This window comes from Cupriavidus sp. KK10, from assembly GCF_018223725.1.
Classification (GTDB): domain Bacteria; phylum Pseudomonadota; class Gammaproteobacteria; order Burkholderiales; family Burkholderiaceae; genus Cupriavidus; species Cupriavidus necator.
Genome location: NZ_CP073678.1, coordinates 1,536,830 through 1,553,912, shown reverse-complemented (window position 1 = coordinate 1,553,912; position 17,083 = coordinate 1,536,830). Strand labels below are relative to the sequence as shown.

At 59.2% G+C, this 17,083-nt stretch carries 15 protein-coding genes, 6 pseudogenes and 1 other annotated feature; of the genes and pseudogenes, 13 read left to right on the top strand and 8 right to left on the bottom strand.

Features of this window, described 5'->3' with window-relative positions:
• The first annotated feature begins 152 nt into the window (after positions 1–152).
• Positions 153–1,127, top strand: coding sequence for an IS5 family transposase (locus KB879_RS38665; protein WP_211983157.1), 975 nt, complete (start codon positions 153–155; stop codon positions 1,125–1,127).
• A 191-nt stretch (positions 1,128–1,318) separates the two neighbouring features.
• On the opposite strand, the pseudogene KB879_RS38660 reads toward KB879_RS38665, so the two are convergent.
• Positions 1,319–1,445, bottom strand: a pseudogene (locus KB879_RS38660) (amino acid permease C-terminal domain-containing protein); the annotation flags it as partial.
• Positions 1,446–1,527: 82 nt separating this feature from the next.
• Here KB879_RS38660 and KB879_RS40730 point away from each other — a divergent pair.
• A complete protein-coding gene (locus tag KB879_RS40730) occupies positions 1,528–1,926 on the top strand; it encodes a hypothetical protein (RefSeq protein WP_371827445.1) in 399 nt (132 codons plus the stop codon).
• A gap of 47 nt (positions 1,927–1,973) precedes the next feature.
• Here the strand turns inward: KB879_RS40730 and KB879_RS40725 are convergent, their stop codons facing one another.
• From KB879_RS40725 to KB879_RS38635, 4 genes and pseudogenes are all read right to left on the bottom strand, one after another.
• A complete protein-coding gene (locus KB879_RS40725) occupies positions 1,974–2,279 on the bottom strand; it encodes a hypothetical protein (protein ID WP_211984619.1) in 306 nt (101 codons plus the stop codon).
• Positions 2,262–2,432, bottom strand: a pseudogene (locus tag KB879_RS40720) (MFS transporter); the annotation flags it as partial. The pseudogene KB879_RS40720 and the gene KB879_RS40725, both read right to left, overlap by 18 nt.
• Positions 2,425–2,550, bottom strand: coding sequence for a transposase DNA-binding-containing protein (locus KB879_RS40715; protein ID WP_211983153.1), 126 nt, complete (start codon positions 2,548–2,550; stop codon positions 2,425–2,427). The pseudogene KB879_RS40720 and the gene KB879_RS40715, both read right to left, overlap by 8 nt.
• Before the next feature lie 97 nt (positions 2,551–2,647).
• Positions 2,648–4,200 (bottom strand): IS3 family transposase gene (locus KB879_RS38635; protein ID WP_249221202.1). Its coding sequence is split into 2 segments (ribosomal slippage): positions 2,648–3,738 and positions 3,738–4,200, totalling 1,554 coding nucleotides; the frame shifts between segments, so codons are not numbered across the junction.
• A gap of 431 nt (positions 4,201–4,631) precedes the next feature.
• Here KB879_RS38635 and KB879_RS38630 point away from each other — a divergent pair.
• A complete protein-coding gene (locus KB879_RS38630) occupies positions 4,632–4,955 on the top strand; it encodes a LysR family transcriptional regulator (RefSeq protein WP_211983151.1) in 324 nt (107 codons plus the stop codon).
• Between the two features lie 86 nt (positions 4,956–5,041).
• On the opposite strand, the pseudogene KB879_RS40090 reads toward KB879_RS38630, so the two are convergent.
• A pseudogene (locus KB879_RS40090) lies at positions 5,042–5,751 on the bottom strand (IS3 family transposase); the annotation flags it as partial.
• Positions 5,358–5,473, bottom strand: a sequence feature (AL1L pseudoknot). It overlaps the preceding pseudogene by 116 nt.
• Positions 5,752–6,200: 449 nt before the next feature.
• Here KB879_RS40090 and KB879_RS40085 point away from each other — a divergent pair.
• From KB879_RS40085 to KB879_RS40080, 6 genes and pseudogenes are all read left to right on the top strand, one after another.
• Positions 6,201–6,464, top strand: a pseudogene (locus tag KB879_RS40085) (DDE-type integrase/transposase/recombinase); the annotation flags it as partial.
• Positions 6,465–6,774: 310 nt separating this feature from the next.
• Positions 6,775–8,196, top strand: coding sequence for a DUF1254 domain-containing protein (locus KB879_RS38615; RefSeq protein ID WP_211983147.1), 1,422 nt, complete (start codon positions 6,775–6,777; stop codon positions 8,194–8,196).
• A gap of 348 nt (positions 8,197–8,544) precedes the next feature.
• On the top strand, positions 8,545–9,579 hold the full coding sequence (locus KB879_RS38610; RefSeq protein WP_211983145.1) for a DUF1254 domain-containing protein: 1,035 nt from the start codon (positions 8,545–8,547) through the stop codon (positions 9,577–9,579).
• A 72-nt stretch (positions 9,580–9,651) separates the two neighbouring features.
• Positions 9,652–10,428, top strand: a complete 777-nt coding sequence (locus tag KB879_RS38605; RefSeq protein WP_211984592.1) for a phosphatase PAP2 family protein — start codon at positions 9,652–9,654, stop codon at positions 10,426–10,428.
• Positions 10,425–11,321 (top strand): hypothetical protein, encoded by an 897-nt coding sequence (locus KB879_RS38600; protein WP_211983144.1) that lies wholly within the window; start codon positions 10,425–10,427, stop codon positions 11,319–11,321. Before KB879_RS38605 ends, KB879_RS38600 begins: the two co-directional genes overlap by 4 nt.
• Positions 11,322–11,463: 142 nt before the next feature.
• Positions 11,464–11,765, top strand: a pseudogene (locus tag KB879_RS40080) (transporter); the annotation flags it as partial.
• 113 nt (positions 11,766–11,878) lie between these two features.
• Here KB879_RS40080 and KB879_RS38590 read toward each other — a convergent pair.
• Positions 11,879–12,874, bottom strand: coding sequence for an AraC family transcriptional regulator (locus tag KB879_RS38590; protein WP_211983142.1), 996 nt, complete (start codon positions 12,872–12,874; stop codon positions 11,879–11,881).
• Between the two features lie 266 nt (positions 12,875–13,140).
• Here KB879_RS38590 and KB879_RS38585 point away from each other — a divergent pair.
• From KB879_RS38585 to KB879_RS38575, 4 genes and pseudogenes are all read left to right on the top strand, one after another.
• Positions 13,141–13,768, top strand: a pseudogene (locus tag KB879_RS38585) (ExeA family protein); the annotation flags it as partial.
• 68 nt (positions 13,769–13,836) lie between these two features.
• Positions 13,837–14,136, top strand: a complete 300-nt coding sequence (locus KB879_RS40075) for a hypothetical protein (RefSeq protein WP_249221431.1) — start codon at positions 13,837–13,839, stop codon at positions 14,134–14,136.
• Positions 14,137–14,284: 148 nt separating this feature from the next.
• A complete protein-coding gene (locus KB879_RS40070) occupies positions 14,285–14,476 on the top strand; it encodes a hypothetical protein (RefSeq protein WP_249221430.1) in 192 nt (63 codons plus the stop codon).
• Positions 14,413–15,420, top strand: a complete 1,008-nt coding sequence (locus tag KB879_RS38575) for a transposase (RefSeq protein ID WP_249221429.1) — start codon at positions 14,413–14,415, stop codon at positions 15,418–15,420. The genes KB879_RS40070 and KB879_RS38575 overlap by 64 nt, the downstream gene beginning before the upstream one ends.
• Positions 15,421–16,079: 659 nt before the next feature.
• Here KB879_RS38575 and KB879_RS38570 read toward each other — a convergent pair.
• Positions 16,080–17,039 (bottom strand): tripartite tricarboxylate transporter substrate binding protein, encoded by a 960-nt coding sequence (locus tag KB879_RS38570; protein WP_211983140.1) that lies wholly within the window; start codon positions 17,037–17,039, stop codon positions 16,080–16,082.
• Positions 17,040–17,083 lie beyond the last annotated feature (44 nt).

The window sequence follows — 17,083 nt, the reverse complement described above, 5'->3', positions numbered from 1 at the left end:
CCGGATTCCGCAACTGTGCGGGCTCATGGCATTGGTGTTTTCCGCAGCGTCGCAGCGCGACAGACGCTTTAAGGCAAAGCTGAATAAGTCCACCGCTGACGGACGCTAAGCGTTATAGACGGGACATTCGACGGGAAAGGCAGAACCAGGCGATGAAGCAGATGACGCTGGCAGTGGCGGCCGATCAGGGCGCGGGATTCGAGGCACGTCGCAAACGCACGAGGCGTGAAGATTTTCTCGAAACGATGAATACGATCGTGCCTTGGGTCGATCTGTGCGCGGTGGTCGAGCCGTACTACCCGAAACGCGGCAACGGCCGTCCGCCGATCGGCCTTGAGCGCATGCTGCGGATCCATTTCATCCAGCACTGGTTCAATCTGGCCGACGAGGCCTGCGAAGAGGCGCTGTATGACATTCCGAGCCTGCGCCGCTTTGCGCGCATCGACCTGGGGTGCGAGTCGGTGCCTGATGCCACGACGATGCTCAATTTCCGGCACCTGCTCGAAGAGCATAAGCTGGGAGAGAAGCTGTTCGCCGAAGTTGGCAGGGTGCTGCAGACCATGGGCGTGAAGCTCAACAGCGGCACGATCGTGGATGCTACGCTGATTGCCGCGCCGAGTTCGACGAAGAATGAACAGAAGGCGCGTGACCCGGAAATGCATCAGACGTGCAAAGGTAAGCAGTGGCATTTTGGCATGAAACTTCACATTGGCGTAGATAGTCAGAGCGGCCTGGCCCATAGCGCCGTCGTCACAGCGGCCAACGTGCATGACAAGCATCCGCTGCCACAACTGCTGCATGGTCGGGAGCAACGGGTCTATGGCGACAGCGCCTATGCGAGCCAGAAGGAGCTGATTTACAGCAAGGCGCCAAAGGCTCGCGACTTTACCAACAAGCGCACGCGTCGTGCCGACCAGGTCGACAAAGTGGCGCGCAGGAAGAATCGCAACAAGTCGAAAATCCGGGCACGGGTTGAGCACGTATTCGGTATTGTGAAGCGGTTGTGGGGCTTCACGAAGGTGCGCTATCGCGGCCTGGCGAAGAACGCCAATCGCGCCTTCGTCGCGCTGGCGCTGGCTAATGTGTACCTGTGCCGAACGCGGCTGATGGCACAGGTGCGCCCGTAATGGGCCAAAAGCGGGCAAATCGCCCGCTTTTATAGCCCGCAAGGGCAGGAAGACGCGAATAACAGTCGCTTCCACAGCGAAATACCCTTTCATCAACCGGCCAAGCGTCAATTCAGAGGCTTGTTCAGCGTTGCCTTAAAGGCGGTACCTTGCCCTGCGGAAAGAGGCGGCGGACACGCAAGGCCCCTCTGCTACCTGACGCCACTGTGCAGCACCGCATTAGCGGCGCGCGTACAGGAAGTAGATCGACAGCCCGATCCCCACCCAAGTGAGGAAGTCGATCCAGGTCAGCGCTTGCAGGTGCGCCATCAGGAGAGCAGCCGCCTGCGCCCCGAATCCGCATGTTGTTGCAGCCTACTCTTCAACCCGGACTTTCTGTTCGCTAGCCACATTTGGCCGCATGAGCCGCCGCCTGTTCGAGCAAGGCCGCATGCGCCCTCGGCACGACGAGCATCGTCAAACCCAGTCCGTCCATCACGCGCAGGGCATGCTCAAGATTGACGCCCTTGCCGTTTTCCAGTTTGGACATCATGCCAACGGAACACCGCCCACCACCACCATTCTTCTTGTTGACAAACGTGGGCGAGCCCGCCAGCCTCGTCCTGGCCGCACGAGCTCACCCGCCTGCAATGGCGACCGGACTATCGTGTCCAGCAAGGCAAGGCAGTCCGGTTCAGCTTGGCTTCAATGCCCGCAGCCGCAGAAGCTCGATGCCCGCGCGGCCATGCATCTGGCGCTTGAGGAACTTGAGCCGGTTGACGTGACCCTCGGTCTGGCCATTGCTGCCATGGCAACTTGAAGGCCGCCCGCACAGCCGGTAAGTTGGCGCGTAGGCTTTGCGCGAACCTACGCATCTCCGCAGCGCGACAGACGCCTCAACCATCGATCGAACTGCCGCGGACTTCGCCGGTGCATGAGCCCAAGAAACTCCCGCGCGAGGCTGCGGAGCTCGCCCACCACAGGTTCGATCTTGCACAGCGTCTGCAGGAAGCGCTCGTGGTCCGCACTCCTGAGCTCCTCGACGGCGAGCTTCCTCCATCCTTCAAGGCATCCGAACACGCGCCGGGCCGACGGGCACGGCATCGTGCGCACGGGTGCCTGGACAAGCGGTACCTTGCCCTGCGGAAAGAGGAAACTCAGGACGTAGATCATGAACAGGCACATGAAGAACGCAACCCAGAACATGATCGTACTGAGACTCCGTCCATCCCGGAACAGGTGTCAGATGGGCGCGTTGTCCGCCTTGTCCGCTTCCGGCAATGCAAAGTTGTCCCCAGCCTGGGGCCGGTAAGACGGCTCAAGCCGCTGTAGGCAGGGCCGCAAACCGCTTGAGCAATTCCTTGGCGCGCCGATCCCGCCGCGGATCACCAAGATCCAGACTCTCAAATTCCTCGTCCACCCATGCCCCCGACTCGTTGCTCATTGCCGCTCGAAAATCCGAGAGTAAACGCGAGTCTGGCGAAGTTAACAACCCCTTACCTCGAAGTTTCGGCGGTTGTCAAGATAGTTGACGCGTCACTTCATGCGGACTGCTTTAGTTCTTGCGGCTGCATCCGCTCCGGATTGAGCCAGACTTCGTTCTCCAGCTCCCAATTGCGCGTCGATCGAGACCAACGCTGCGGATTGCGCGCCTTGGCCTCTGCGTACACGCCCTTGCGCTGCGCGAGCACAGCAGCGGCTACACCGTTATGACGCTGCGCCGGCGTGACGAATTTCAGGCCGCTGTGCTTGTGCTCGTGGTTGTACCAACGCACGAACTTCTTCGTCCAGGCACGGGCCTCATCGACACTGCCAAAGGGCCTGCGTGGGTAGTCAGGCCGGTACTTGCAAGTGCGGAACAGCGACTCGGCGTACGGGTTGTCGTTGCTCACGCGCGGCCGGCTGAACGACGCCACCACCCCCAGGTTTTCCAGGGTGGCGAGCATCGTCGCGCCTTTCATCGGGCTGCCGTTATCCGAGTGCAGCACCAGCGGACGTCCCGCCAGGCTCTCGGCCAGACTGGCACGCCGCATCAGCAGCGCGGCCAGTTCCGCCGATTCCGCCTCATGCACTTCGTGACCGACAATCTTGCGGCTGAACACGTCCAGCATCATGTACCAGTAGTAATACCGTCCCTTGACCGCCGACGGCAGCCACGTGATGTCCCACGACCAGACCTGGTTCGGCGCCGTCGCACAATGACTGGTCACCACCCGAGCCGAGGGTTGGCGCGCACGACCCCGGTGGTGCTGCTGCGAAACGCTGCGCAGCACACGGTAAAAGCTCGACTCCGACGCGAGGTACACGCCGCGGTCCGCCAGACCCGGCACGATCTGGCTGGGCGGCAGGCTGGCAAACTCCTCACTGTTGGCAACCTCAAGAATCTGTTGCCGTTCGGTGTCGCTCAGTTTGTTGCCCGGCGCCGGCCGCACGGTCGTCGTGCGGCGATCGGCCGGCACTGCGTCGCCGTCAGCCACCCAGCGCTGGAACGTGCGCAGGCTCACGCCCAGCTCTTTGCAAGCCTTCTCCAACCGACAGCCGGACTGCGCCGCCTCGCGAATCAACGATACACATAACAGGCGATCCGGGACGTTGATCAATCGTCCTCTTTGTTTCCCCAAATCGCCTGGGCTTTTTTTCTCAGAATCAGCAGCGCAGCCGCTTCCGCCAGCGCTTTCTCCTTGCGCTGTAATTCCTTCTCGAGCTGCTGGATGCGTTTCCTGTCGTCTTTCGACTGATGCCGCTGCTCGCGCGCCTGCTCCGCAGCGTTCGCATTGGCTGTCAGACATGCGGCCCGCCAGGCGGCGATCTGTTCGGGATAAAGACCCTTTCGCCGGCAGTACTCGGCCAGCTCCGCGGCATTGAACGGGGCGGTTTCCAGCACCACCGCAAACTTGTCTTCCGAAGACCATCCTTCGGGATTCTTCCCATCGCCCGGCACGACCAGCCCCTTTCCTTTCGCCTGTCGGCGCCACGTGTACAACGTCTGCTCGGTAATCCCCGTTTCCCTGGCCAACGCTGAAACCAGCGCGTTTTCTGGCGGCATCATGCGACGAACCAGCGCTTCCTTTCTTTCTGCTGAGTAGGCTTTCATTTACCCCTGATTTTACCGCCCCCGGTCTTCGTCTCTAAGAATCAGGTGACGTGACATCTATCCTGACGCCGGGGGGTTTCCGCAGCCTCAGGCTCCATGTCCCGCTGCCGAGACGGTCCTACTTGTGTATAAGGGAATGGGCTCAAGGCTCTCACGGGCAATTGCCTGTGGGCACGCGAGGTCGGCCCCCAAGCGACCGAAGTCGGCATTCGTGTTGGCGTGCTCAACGATTGAAACAGCCAGCCAAATCATTCTTGGCATCAAATGGCAAGATCGCTTCAGAGACTTCTTGTACCCTACGAAGGAACAACTAAAACTCGGGAAGGCATCATCACGCTGGCTCATGCGCTTTGTATTCGTGACGCGCCTGCGGTATGCCGTTGGCAACAACGTCTCTGGGTTCACGTTAGGCCTATCTGCCAGCTTTTGAAATGAAAATCATCAGCCTCCACGCATTGGTACTCTTCGTCGAGCACGGCGACATAATTTCAGCAGCCAAAGCTGCAAACCTACAGCCCTCCAGGATCCGGTACCAACTCCGCTTGCTGGAAGACAACCTGTGTGCACCGCTGATCAAGAAATACCAGGGGAAATGCCTGCCTACGCCCCTCGGGCGCGAGATCTACGGTAAGGCAGTGCGCACGCTGGCCATGTGGGGCGCAATTCTTGAAGACTCGCGGCGCGGGAATTCAACACCGACGGGACAGTCCGCAGACCTACTGCCTGGCGAGGTGTTCGGTGATTCGGCTGAGTAGGCCTAGTAATTCCTCGCCCGCCTCACTGGTCTCCACGATATTGCCCCGGTGGACAATGCCGCGGAACGTCTCCAGCGAATGCCGATTGGATCGGCGGCGTTGAACTGTCGATTGGCGCGATCAAGCGGACACGGCGCCCGCGTATTGCTGCTGGTCGTGCGCACCACCTTGCCGCGGACGACACCGCGCAGCCTTCGGAGGCGCTTGAGCCGCTCGACGGTGCAGCGGGCCACCGGAATGCCCTCACGGTTCAATTGCCTCCAGACCTTGTCGGCGCCATAGACCCGCATGTTGGCTTGCCCAGACGTGCTCGACGTGCGTGATCAGAACATCGGCACGCCTGGTCCTGGCACTGCGCAGGGCGGGATTGCGCCGCTGAGCCGCGTAAGGCCAATAGCCCGACGGCGCGATCCGCAGCACCTGCAGATCGGCTCGCCCCCGAAGCTGTCGTGGTACTTGTCGATGAAGGCCCACATCGCTCCAATCGGCGGTCGAGGTCCGCCTGCGCGAAAAACGCGCTGGCCAGCTTCAGGATCTCATTGGCCCTGCGCAGTTCCTTGACCTCGCGTTCCAGCGCCTTGATGCGCTGCTACTCACTGGTGCCCGGTCCTTCGCGCTGCCCAGTATCCCGCTCATGCTGGCGAACCCAACTCAACAGCGTTCGTGACGTGCAACCGATCTTGGCAGCTATCGATTCGACGGCTACCCACTGGGACGGATAGTCCCCTCCCGATTCGGCGACCGTGTGCACGGCTCGCTCGCTGACATCGGGAGAAAACCTGACTGATTTCTTCATCGTGGCTCCATTCTCTCAGGAGCTGGAGCCTCCTCAAAACCCGGGGCGGTTCACTTTCTTCTTGCGTTCAGTGTTCTCGGAAAACAAACAGAGCATGGGCTCGATGAAATCCTACGGCAAGTCAAAGCCGAGTATCAGTTGCTCGTAGCAGAAGACACCAACTAACCTTCCGCCCCGCATTGAGCTGCCCGCTTCCCGCGCGTCGGACAATGTTGACGTTGCGGGTAGACCTCGCGCGTCGATGGAAATCGGTTCTCAATGACACCTCTGGCACGTTGAGGACGGTCCAAAGCAGCGCAGACGTGCCGCTGCGTATCATGGCCATACCCGCACCTTAGCGCCGATACTCATCAGTCAAGCGGATTCCCTATCCCACCAGCCAGTTCCCGCTGCAGGCGCCGCGTACCGTATGTCTGACGCGTGCGCTTGTGTGCTGCCCGGCTCAGCGCTCGGCACATAATCTGCCAGTGGCGCCCAACCTACTGGAGCAGAAGCTTGAAGCCGACAGGCAAAACGCCGCGTGGGTAACTGACATCACGTATATCGCGGCCGATGAGGGGTGGTTGTGCGTGGCAGGAATCAAGGACCTGTACACGTGCGAGATCGTGGGCTACGCGATGGGGCCCAGAATGACACAGGTACTGGTAGGCGAGGCGCTGTTCCGGGCGGTGCGTAGCAAACGGCCCCGGCCCGGCCTGATTCATCGAGCCAATGCCTCCATCATGATTCGCCGTCGTCTTTGGCATCAAATGGCAAGCTCTGGGCGGCCCCCCCTCATATGATGCTAATTTAGTTAATGGTGCGAACAACACGCGCTGCCATCAGCGGCCACGCATCGGAAAAATGCGAGGCCGGCGGATGCAGGTTGTCATCGAATCTGGAGGGTCAAATGTCTCACATATGCGTTGTCGCTGCATATGCTGCCACTCACGGGAGCACAAACGAACGGGCCGACCGTCGGCGTCACGGTGCATTTCTGATCTCAGCAGCATGTCAGGTTGTTAGCAATCAGGGGGAGAGCATATGAAGATCTCTCGCCGTTCTATGCTATTAGCTGGATCGAGCTTATTCGCCAGCCTGGCAATGGCTCGCTCAGCGCTCGCCGAGCAGGGCGCCTTTTACGACCTTGGCGAAGGCTCGGAGGATTTTAGTCTGGCGATCGATGCTTACATCTTCGGATACCCATTGGTGACGATGGAGATGACCCGTCGGATCATCACCAATGTCGCCGAGCCAGGGGGAGTACGGGGTCCGATGGGGCATATCATCAAGGCGCGCAGCTACCCCGACGCATCATTCAGGGATGTCACGGCGCCGAACGCCGACACGCTATACACAAACGCCTTCTTTGATGTTGGCAGTGAGCCCTGGGTGCTCAGCATCCCCGATATGAAAGGCCGTTATTCCCTGATGCCAATGCTCGATGGCTGGACGACGGTGTTCCAAGTTCCGGGCAAGCGCACGACTGGAACAGGAGCGCAGACCTATGCGATATCTGGCCCGGGCTGGAAAGGAACACTGCCGGTGGGCGTAAAGGAGTACAAATCGCCCACCAGTATCGTATGGCTGCTCGGCCGAATTTATTGCACCGGAACGCCGGAAGACTACGCTGCGGTTCACAAATTGCAGGACGAATTCAAGCTCGTTCCCCTCAGTGCGTATGGCAAGCCTTACACACCGCCGTCAGGCAAGGTCGATCCGACCCTCGACATGGTTACAGCAGTGCGTGATCAGGTCAATCGAATGGATGCCGTGTCTTACTTCACGCTGCTTTGTGAACTGATGAAGACGAACCCGCCGTCAAGTGCCGATGCGACTCATGTCGCAAGGTTCGAGCGCATCGGCATCGTCCCTGGTAAAGACTTTGACCAAAGCAAGCTTAAAGCGGATTATACCAGTCGCGTTCCGAAGACCTCGGTCGACAGCATTATGCAGCACTATAAGACACTCAAGGACGAGAACGGCTGGTCGTTCACGACCAACACGGGAATCTACGGCACCGATTACTTGATGCGGGCTCTCATAACCGCTGTCGGGCTTGGGGCTAACCGTCCTCAGGATGCGATCTATCCGATCTCGAAGGTGGATGCGGAGGGGCGTCAATACAACGGGTCGAACAGGTATGTCATGCGTTTCCCTAAAGGTCATTTGCCGCCTGTAGAGGGGTTCTGGTCGTTGACGATGTATGACGATGGATACTTCTTCGTGAACAACCCGCTCAACCGATATTCGATCAGTCCGCGTCAAAACCTGCAGGTCAACCCAGACGGATCGACCGATCTCTACATACAGAAGGATTCGCCTGGTAAGGATAGGGAGTCGAATTGGCTTCCCGCACCTCCCGGGGAGTTTATCCTGATGCTGAGAACGTATTGGCCGAGCGAGGCAGGCCCGTCCATCATCAACGGAACATGGGCCATTCCTGCTGTCCGGAAAGTCAGTTGAGAGTCTAAGCTAATCCCACTCAAGTGAGCTGCAAGAAAGCGCACTTCGTGTGGTTCACGATACGTAACCTGACAGGAGGGCAACGTGTCAATCAGCATGACCTACGCTGTCGAATTGCAACCATAACGCAGCCAACTTCGGCGGGAAATGGTCGTTGCCTGTTTCGCCCGCTCGCTTGCACGCATCCTGGCGGCAGCGTCTTTGGCATCAAACGGCAAGCCCTGGGAGAGACGCCGTCATAGAATCCGCAAGATAATGGTACGACCAGCACGTGCTGCCATCAGCGGCCACGCATTGGACGAATGCGTGGCCGGCGGATGCAGGTTTTCATCGGATCTAGAGGGTCAAATGTCTTATTCATCTGCGGTGCGCACAGTCGCCCTGGCTTTAGCAACCTTGGGGATGGCAAATGCGCAGGCCGCCGCCGATACGGCGATACCCGTAGGTATCGACAATTTTGCCCGTGCCGAGTCTGATCTCTACATGGGCAAGATGGTGTCCGACGGCAGTTTCGGCAAGCTTGTTCATAGCCGGGAGCCAGCGTCCATCGATGCCCAGAATGTCATCCGGATGAACCGGGACACGCTCTATTCAGGAGGCGTGTTCGATCTTGATGCGGGCCCTGTCACGATCGAGCTGCCTGAGGCAGGCGAGAGATTCATGTCGATGCTCGTGGTCGACGAAGACCACTACGTACCCGCCGTCTTTTATTCCGCGGGCCGCCACGTGCTGACGAAAGAGGAAATCGGCACGCGCTATGTCTTTGTCGCTATCCGCACGTTGGTGGACCCAGCGGATAAAAAAGACATTGAACGGGTGCATGCGCTGCAGGACGCCATCCGGGTCAGCCAAGACAAGGCCGGGGAGTTTGTCATTCCGAAATGGGATCAGGCGAGCCAGAAGAAGGTGCGTGATGCCCTGCTGGTGCTGGCCTCGACCCTTCCCGACTATAACCAGGCGTTTGGTTCCAGGGGCTCGGTCGATCCCGTCCAGCATCTGATCGGGACCGCGGCGGGATGGGGCGGAAATCCCAGTAAAGACGCCATCTACCTCACGGGAGTGATGCCGCAGAACGACGGAAAAACGGTGTACCGGCTGAATGTCGGGTCCGTTCCCGTCAATGCGTTCTGGTCTGTCGCCGTCTACAACGCCGAGGGCTACTTCCAGAAGAATCCCTACGGCGCCTATTCATTGAATAATCTCACCGCCGAGAAGAACGCTAATGGGTCGATTGACATTCAGTTCGGCGGTTGCGACGGAAAGATCGCGAATTGCCTGCCCATCATGCCAGGCTGGAACTACACAGCGAGGCTGTATCAGCCGGGTGAACAGATTCTGAGTGGCCAATGGCGTTTCCCGCAGCCACAGCCCGTGGCTCGATGAATCCGGAGTCCTCGTATGTACAAAATCTCCGTCTTCAACCGCACACTGGTAGCCGCTGGCGGGCTGCTGTGCATGTCCGCTTCCGGGTGGCTCGGTGCGCAAGCGCTTACCCCTGCGCCGGGAAAAGTTACCGATCCGCACTTCGAATTGGCCCCCGGCTACCTGAAGCAGGCGGACCTCCCAAATAGCTTGCAGCTCCTCGGTCCCCCTCCCTCGAAAGACAGCGCCGCGTTTGCGCATGACGAAGAGGCAAGAAAAGCCGCCCTCGCGCTGAGTGGAACCGCCCGCTGGGAGATGGCCAGACGAGATGCCGATCTCAGGTTCCCAGCGCCTGCGGAGAATTTCTCTTGCGCCATGGGCGTCAGGATCGACGAGCAATACACGCCCCAGACCTATCAGGTTATGCAACGTGTATTGACGGACGCAGGGCTTTCCACCTATGGCGTCAAGAACAAATACAACCGAACCCGGCCGTTTGCTTTGCATGACGAAGGGACATGCACGCCGCAGGATGAGGAAATCCTGCGAAACGATGGCTCTTATCCTTCGGGCCACACTGCTGCGGGATGGGCCTGGGCTCTCGTCCTGGCCGAAATCCACCCGCAACGAGCGAATGAGTTGCTGGCGCGCGGCCTTGCGTTCGGGCAAAGCCGTGTGATTTGTAATGCGCATTGGCAAAGCGATGTTGACGCCGGGCGAGTGATGGGCGCTGCAACTGTCAGCAGGCTTCAAAGCGACGCCGGTTTCCAGGCCGACCTGGATGCCGCGGAACAGGAGTTGAAGAACGTCAAGGCGGCGGGAGGAAGTGCGCCAATGGACTGCTCTGCCGAGGCCGCCGCGTTTTCATGAGAACGGTTTCACACGGACTTGGCGATATGGGGAATGCGGCCAACCGGACACGGGCCGGGTATCTCCCGCGTTGCGGCTGGTCGCTATCGAGGGGACAGAGGAGCGCCGGCCTTCTGTTCACCCTGTTGCTGGCGGCTGCCTCGGCGTTGCCGGGGGCCGCGCGAGCAGATGAAAACGGCCGCGTTGCGGACTCCCCCCCAGCGGCAAGGCCAGAAAGCAATTCAGATTGGCAGTTCAGCGTAAGCCCTTATCTCTGGATGGCCGGGGTCCAGGGTACGGTCCGGCAATTTGATTCTCCGCCTGCCAGGATCAAATCTGACTTCGGGCAGATTTTTAATGAGCTGGACTATGCATTCATGGGGATCATCGAGGGGCGTCGCGGCCGCTACAGCATCTTCGCCGATATGGCGTATACGAAGACCTCTGTCAGAGACTCTACGCCCAAGGGCGTCTTGGCGGAAAAAATCGGTGTGACCTCGCAATCATTCTCGGGCCTGCTGGGGGGGGGATACACCGTGCATAGCACGGATCGTTTGCATCTGGACTTGATTGCCGGGGTGCGTGTCTGGAGCGTGAGCACTAAATTGAATTTTCATGGGGGAATTCTCGACCATGTGAAACAGCGCGACAGCGCTACCTGGGTTGACATGGTTGCCGGTTTTCGTGGCACGTATTCCTTTACCGACAAGGTCTATCTCACCGGTTGGGGAAACATCGGCACGGGCCAGGCTGATCTTGACTGGGACGTGGTTGCGGGCGTTGGTTACAAGATAAAAATCAACCTGTCCGCGATGGCCGGCTACCGGATCCAGGGCGTGGATTATAGGAAGAATGGATTCGAGTTCGACGTCATTCAGAAAGGACCGATCATGGGAATTACCTACCGGTTCTGAGGCTCGCGAGGAGATGATTTGATTTTGGTTGCTAGAGAAGATAACCATAATATTTTGAAGAAATATGAAATCTAGGCCATTGGCGTGTCTTTTTTTGGAAATCGTAATGGGTGCGCCATCGAAATGCCGAGGAGGTTGAGTCAATCACCTCTGCTCGCTGGCGGGCCACAGTGACCGCCGCAATATCAGTGCCACCTTCCTGCAGCCGTTCTTCTTTTACACCAACAATAAGGCATGGACGTTCGGGTTGGATACGGAGAGTTCGTATGATTGGAAGAGACGCAGTGGAGTACTCCAGTCAATTTCACTGTTTCAAAGGTAGTAAAATTGGGTTCGCAGCCGGTCAGCTTCCATATCGGTGCACGCTATTGGGCTGCTGCGCCTGAAAATGGGCCGGATGGCTGGAGTTTCCGGGTCGGCGTGACCTTCTTGTTTCCGAAGTGACCCGGCGCCCGGTGTTCCGAGTTTCCGGCTTCAGCTTTGCGCAAGCCCGGGAGGCTTTGCTGCGCGCATGCCTGGCTTGCAGCGCCATGCCGTCGGGCGGCAGGGATGGGAACTTATCCCTCGCTCAGCCCACCCTGTTGCGAGGCCGGACGGTAGCGCGACGGCGTGTCTCCGGTCCAGCGCTTGAAGGCGCGCGTAAAATGCGCCTGATCGCTGTAGCCGACCATATAGGCAATCTCGGTAGCGCTATATTTCCCGTCGGCAAGCAGCTTAAGGGCTTCGCTGCGGCGCGTTTCATCACGTAGCTCATCGAAATCGACACCACAATACTTGAGGCGGCGTTGCAGCGTCCTGGGAGAGATGCCAATGCTTCTGGAGATGACGGCAAGTTTTGATTGACTTTGATCCGATACCTGCTTGATCAGCATGCCTGCTGTTTCAACCGTCCACTTCAGCGCTTCGGTGGTTTTCCAGGCATCATCGCACATATGTGTCAGCGGCGTGTCGAGCAAATCACGATCAAATTCGATCATGTTGTAGTCTGCATTCATCTCCAGGTTCGGGCCCAGGCATTCTTCAAGCGCCCCGTCTCCTCTTGCCCGTGAGCCTTTGATGTGGACACGTATGGCCGACGCGTCGTTGGCCATAAGAGGGATTTTTCTAAGTACCGCAAGGCTTCCCAGAATGAATTGCCTGGGATCCGACCCGCATTCGCCCGTGAACTGATGGACGAGTTTTGTCGTACGCCCCTCGGTGACGATTTTTATCTGCCCGCCTTGATGCAACAAGGACGCATGCGCAGCGGCCATTGCGCAAGCCTGGGCCAGGTTGGCCGAGCCCAGGATCAATGCACCCCAGGTGCCGAGTGAGCGTATTTCCGTCAGATGACCCACATAGGCGCCGCTGAACGGATCCTGTGCAACCGCTGCCATTTCATTGGCGATATGAAAGCAGACCGCCCGCGGCAGCCATATATCGGGATTCTGGAAAATATTTGGCGAAATGCCGAGACGCTGGAAGAACTCCAGTGGCGACACTCCTCGCATTGCAAGGTAAGGCGCTATCTGGAGAAAACTACCAAGTTTGATGGATGGCGTGGCATTAATCATAAGTGTTCACTCCTGGTTAACACCTGCGCGCCTGCGCGTGGGAATCGCCTTGGCGAGTACGGTGCCGACAACGGGCCGCTTTCTCGAAAGAGACACTGCCAATCAAAGTCCTTTTGGCAGACAGGAAATAGCGTGCCATTTTATCAAAACCCCGTTCCTGTATGAACCCTCTGGAAGTGCGGCGCGCGTCAAGGTAGATGTCGCCTCATTCATGCAGCCAAACGCTGTTTTTCGGCGCCTGGCTTGATACCGGTGGGCACGGCAATCTCGCGCTCCGGATTGAGCGTGAGCTGATGGTCGGCTCCATCGCTCACCCGCAGAGCAATCTGGCGGACTTCTACCGCGAGCTTAGCGACATCTTTACCGTACCGCTCAAGCCCCACAACCGCTGGGGCGGTTCAAGGCGCTGCGCGAGCGCTGGCTCGCCCACATGGAGGCCAGCCGCCGCCGCTGCGTGCTGCCATCGACGAAGCCCAGGAGATGGCCGTGCCGGTCCTCTCGGAGCTGCGCCTGCTCGCGCAGGCACGCTTCGACTCGCAATTGCTGCTGTGCGTGGTGCTTGCCGGCGACGCCCGCCTGCCAGAGAAGTTCAGCCGCGAGGACCTGATCCCGCTGGGCAGCCGCATCCGCTGCCGCCTGGAGCTGGAGAGCGCGAGCATCGAAGAGCTGCAGGCATGCCTGGACCACCTGCTGGCCACCGCCGGCAATGCCAGCCTGATGACCGCGCCATTGCGCCAGACCCTCTGTGAACACGCCGCCGGCAATTACCGCATCCTGATGAACCTGGCTGGCGAACTTCTGGCCCAGGCCGCGCAGCGGGAGCTGCCGCAGATCGACGAGAAGCTCTACCTGGAAACCTACACCGCCTCCCAGAGCCGGCGCACCAGAAGATGAGGCCCCCACCGGCTGTCGCCACGTCCATCACCATGACCCCTTCCATCCATACAACCACGAGTACCACCATGACCTTCCACCAGCCATCCGGCATCACCCAAGGACTGTCCCTGTTCATCGACGCCAACTGGACGCCCGCGCAGGCTTGGGCCGTGATCGAGTTGCTTGACGATCTGCGCGAACGTCTGCATGCACACTACCAACTGGCCTTGGCCGCGTGGCTGACCGAAGACCGCCAGGTGCATCCAGATGGCCGTGACGATGACCTCCACGACAACGACTTCAGATCCAACCATAAGGGGCCCGCCGGGCCCCTTGTTCCATCAGCGCTGCCGCTCCACCTCCGCATCCGGACCGCCCGCGCTTGATCGCCACGTCCATCAGCATCACCCGACGACCTGCAACATTGGCGATGGACCGAACCTCAGCCGACCATCATTTACCGTGCTCGCGCGTCCATCGATTCTCGTGCTCACGCACACTCCGTGTTCTCGAACCGAAAACGGAGTCAGTGGCGTGGTACTGGACGCAGTGGTGGAACGCTTTATCGAACACAGCCCGATCAGCGTGATGGCGCGCCTGGGGTTGCAACGCGCCCTCGATCCGGCCTGGATCGACGAGTTGTTCGAGCAGGAGCGCTCTCGGTGGACGGCTATCGCCTGCGCATCGTGGATGGTAGCCACTTGCCGGCGAGCGAAAAACGCCTGAAACCATTGCGTGGGTTTCGGGGCGCGGCCTTGCCAGGGCAGTCATTGGTGGTTTATGACCCGGATACGGCGATGATCGTCGATCTGGTGCCCTGTGAAGATGCGCATGCGCAGGAGCGGGCCATCATGGAAACCCTGCTCGAGTCGGCCGAGCCGGCCCAGTTGTGGATCGCCGATCGCAACTTCAGCACCCGGGCGATCCTTGCCGGCTTGCAGCATCGCGGCAGCGCCTTCATCGTGCGCGAGCACGGCCGCAATCCGTGCCCCAGCGAGCTGGAGCCGGTACGCGAAATGGGCCGGGTCGAAACCGGTATCGTGTACGAGCAGGCGGTCAGCATCCCGGATGAATCGAACGCGCCGCTGGTGCTGCGGCACATCAAGCTGCATCTGGATGGCGCCACCGAGGATGGTGACACCGTCATCCGCCTGTTGACCAATGTCCCTGCCACACACCTGACGGCCGAGGCAGTCGCCCGCTTATATCGGCGACGCTGGGGCATAGAGAATCTGTTTCAACGACTCGAATCGGTGCTCAACAGCGAGATTCGTTCGTTGAGTCAGCCGCGTGCGGCGCTGCTGGCCTTTGGTGTGGCGGCGCTGGCGTATAACGTGCTAAGCGAGATTGCGACTGCGGTGAGAATCCGCCATGAACTGGATACCAGTGATATCGAACTCTCACCGTATTGCCTCGCCAGCGAAATCCGGGCGACGTATGCCGGCATGATGATCGCAGTGCCGCCCGAGGTGTGGCAGGCCTATGATCTCCTCACCTCAGCTCAGCTCGGTCACAAGTTGATCAAGATCGCGACGCACGTTGGTCCCCGCGTGACGCGCAAACATACGCGGGGACCGAAAGCGCCGAAGAAGAAAGGCTATGTGGCCGGATGCGTAGCACGGCGGCATGTTTCTACCGCCCGTGTCATCAAGGCTGGACGTGTCGTTTGATCACCTTGAAAGGGGTGCATCTCAGACCGCGTCTCTGGGTGGCGCTTCGCGCTAGGACCGCTCCTGACGGGGGCTATGCTTTTCTCCATCGCAGCATTGAAACGAGCAGCCAACATGGTACTCAGGGGTGCAATAGCACTGGTGGGAGATTCGATATTCGCTATTGCGCTTCTAATCGCGAATCGACATTCGGAACGCTTGCGCCTCAGGGGATCGTCGTGACCCCGCCTACCCGACTCTTTTCTCTTGTTCGCTGATCAATAGGTATCAAAGCAGACATCTTTCCCCACAAGGAGTAGTTCTTATGCGCATCCATCCCATGGCTATGTGTGTGGCATCGAAGCCAGCATGGACTCTGTGTCAAATTTCGAGCAGCGTGCTGCAACACATACTTTGCAAAAAGCCGTGTTCTCCCAGAGGCCGTCCGAGGTGCTGGTGGAAAACTCGAATCTCCGCCCGGACGTAGCCAAGGTTGCCATCCTCGGTTACAACTGAAAACTCTTCCGTGGCCCTCACTTCTGCCCACGAAGCGTAAACGCTTGCTCCAGGGGGAGCCTTGTACCGGAGGCTTTAGCTTATCCAGCACAAGGCCATGCTTAAGGGTTTCACTGACGAGTATCTCGGCCTGTCAGTTGATGATCAGCAGCTTCTCTCGAAACTCATTCTGGCTTCACATTGGCTGCTTTCGCCACCTGAGTCCACGTAACCGTGTCTTGCTTGATTAGCTTTGCGAAATCCGCTGATGGGATCCCACCGGGCTGTGCCCCCATGCTCGCTAGTCGCTCCATGATGTCGGCGCTCTGCACGCCCTTCTGCACCTCGCTTTGGAGCTTCTTCACCAGGTCTGGCGGCGTTCCCTTCGGCGCAGCGAGACCAAACCAATTTGTTACCTTGTAGTCCTTCAGTCCGGCTTCAGCAAAAGTAGGCACATCAGGTAGTGTAGGTACACGGCTACCTCCGGTGACCGCCAGCGCGCGAGCCTTGCCTCCCTTGATCTGCGGGATTGCGGTCGGGGTAGCGGTGATCAGCAGATCGACATTCCCGGCGATCAACCCCATCAACGCTTCCCCCGCACCCTTGTAAGGGATATGCGTCAAGGCGGTGCCTGAACTCTTCTCGAAGACCTCTGCGGCCAGATGCGTGGAGCTGCCCGCGCCGCCGGAGCCGAAGTTAAGCTTGCCGGGGTTCTGTTTGGCGAATGCGATCAGTTGCTGCAGGTCCTTGAACCGAGACCCGGCGGGAACGATGATGATCACCGGCGTTTGCGCAATGGTGGTGACTGGCACAAAGTCATGTGCGTGGTCCCAAGGCAGCGTCTTGAAGAGCGACGGCAGCATCGTGTACGTGGTGTCGTTGGCCAGCAAGGTGTATCCATCCGGTGCGGCACGTGCGACTTGCATGGTGCCGATCGTACCGCTGGCTCCCGGCTTGTTTTCGACAAAGAAGGATTTGCCAGTGCTCTCGCTTAGCTTTTGCGCGACCTGTCTTGCAACGAAGTCGGTGGTGCCGCCAGCCGAATAGGGCACGACGATGCGAACGGGCTTGGTGGGCCACGTTTGCCCATGACCGGGAAGGCTCGCACAAACCAGTGCGACAGTGGCGATCAGGCGGGTCAACATACTAGTTAGTCTCCTTGGGATTGGTTCGTGGGTGTACGAGTTGC

Excerpts from the sequence above, each read along its gene's own strand:
- KB879_RS38630 (WP_211983151.1), top strand. The coding sequence starts at position 4,632 with ATGAAAATCATCAGCCTCCACGCATTGGTACTCTTCGTCGAGCACGGC.
- KB879_RS38570 (WP_211983140.1), bottom strand. The coding sequence starts at position 17,039 with ATGTTGACCCGCCTGATCGCCACTGTCGCACTGGTTTGTGCGAGCCTT.
- KB879_RS38610 (WP_211983145.1), top strand. The coding sequence starts at position 8,545 with ATGTCTTATTCATCTGCGGTGCGCACAGTCGCCCTGGCTTTAGCAACC.
- KB879_RS40715 (WP_211983153.1), bottom strand. The coding sequence starts at position 2,550 with ATGAGCAACGAGTCGGGGGCATGGGTGGACGAGGAATTTGAGAGTCTG.
- KB879_RS40730 (WP_371827445.1), top strand. The coding sequence starts at position 1,528 with ATGAGCCGCCGCCTGTTCGAGCAAGGCCGCATGCGCCCTCGGCACGAC.
- KB879_RS38605 (WP_211984592.1), top strand. The coding sequence starts at position 9,652 with ATGTCCGCTTCCGGGTGGCTCGGTGCGCAAGCGCTTACCCCTGCGCCG.
- KB879_RS40725 (WP_211984619.1), bottom strand. The coding sequence starts at position 2,279 with ATGATCTACGTCCTGAGTTTCCTCTTTCCGCAGGGCAAGGTACCGCTT.
- KB879_RS40075 (WP_249221431.1), top strand. The coding sequence starts at position 13,837 with ATGACCTTCCACCAGCCATCCGGCATCACCCAAGGACTGTCCCTGTTC.
- KB879_RS38665 (WP_211983157.1), top strand. The coding sequence starts at position 153 with ATGAAGCAGATGACGCTGGCAGTGGCGGCCGATCAGGGCGCGGGATTC.
- KB879_RS38615 (WP_211983147.1), top strand. The coding sequence starts at position 6,775 with ATGAAGATCTCTCGCCGTTCTATGCTATTAGCTGGATCGAGCTTATTC.
- KB879_RS38600 (WP_211983144.1), top strand. The coding sequence starts at position 10,425 with ATGAGAACGGTTTCACACGGACTTGGCGATATGGGGAATGCGGCCAAC.
- KB879_RS38590 (WP_211983142.1), bottom strand. The coding sequence starts at position 12,874 with ATGATTAATGCCACGCCATCCATCAAACTTGGTAGTTTTCTCCAGATA.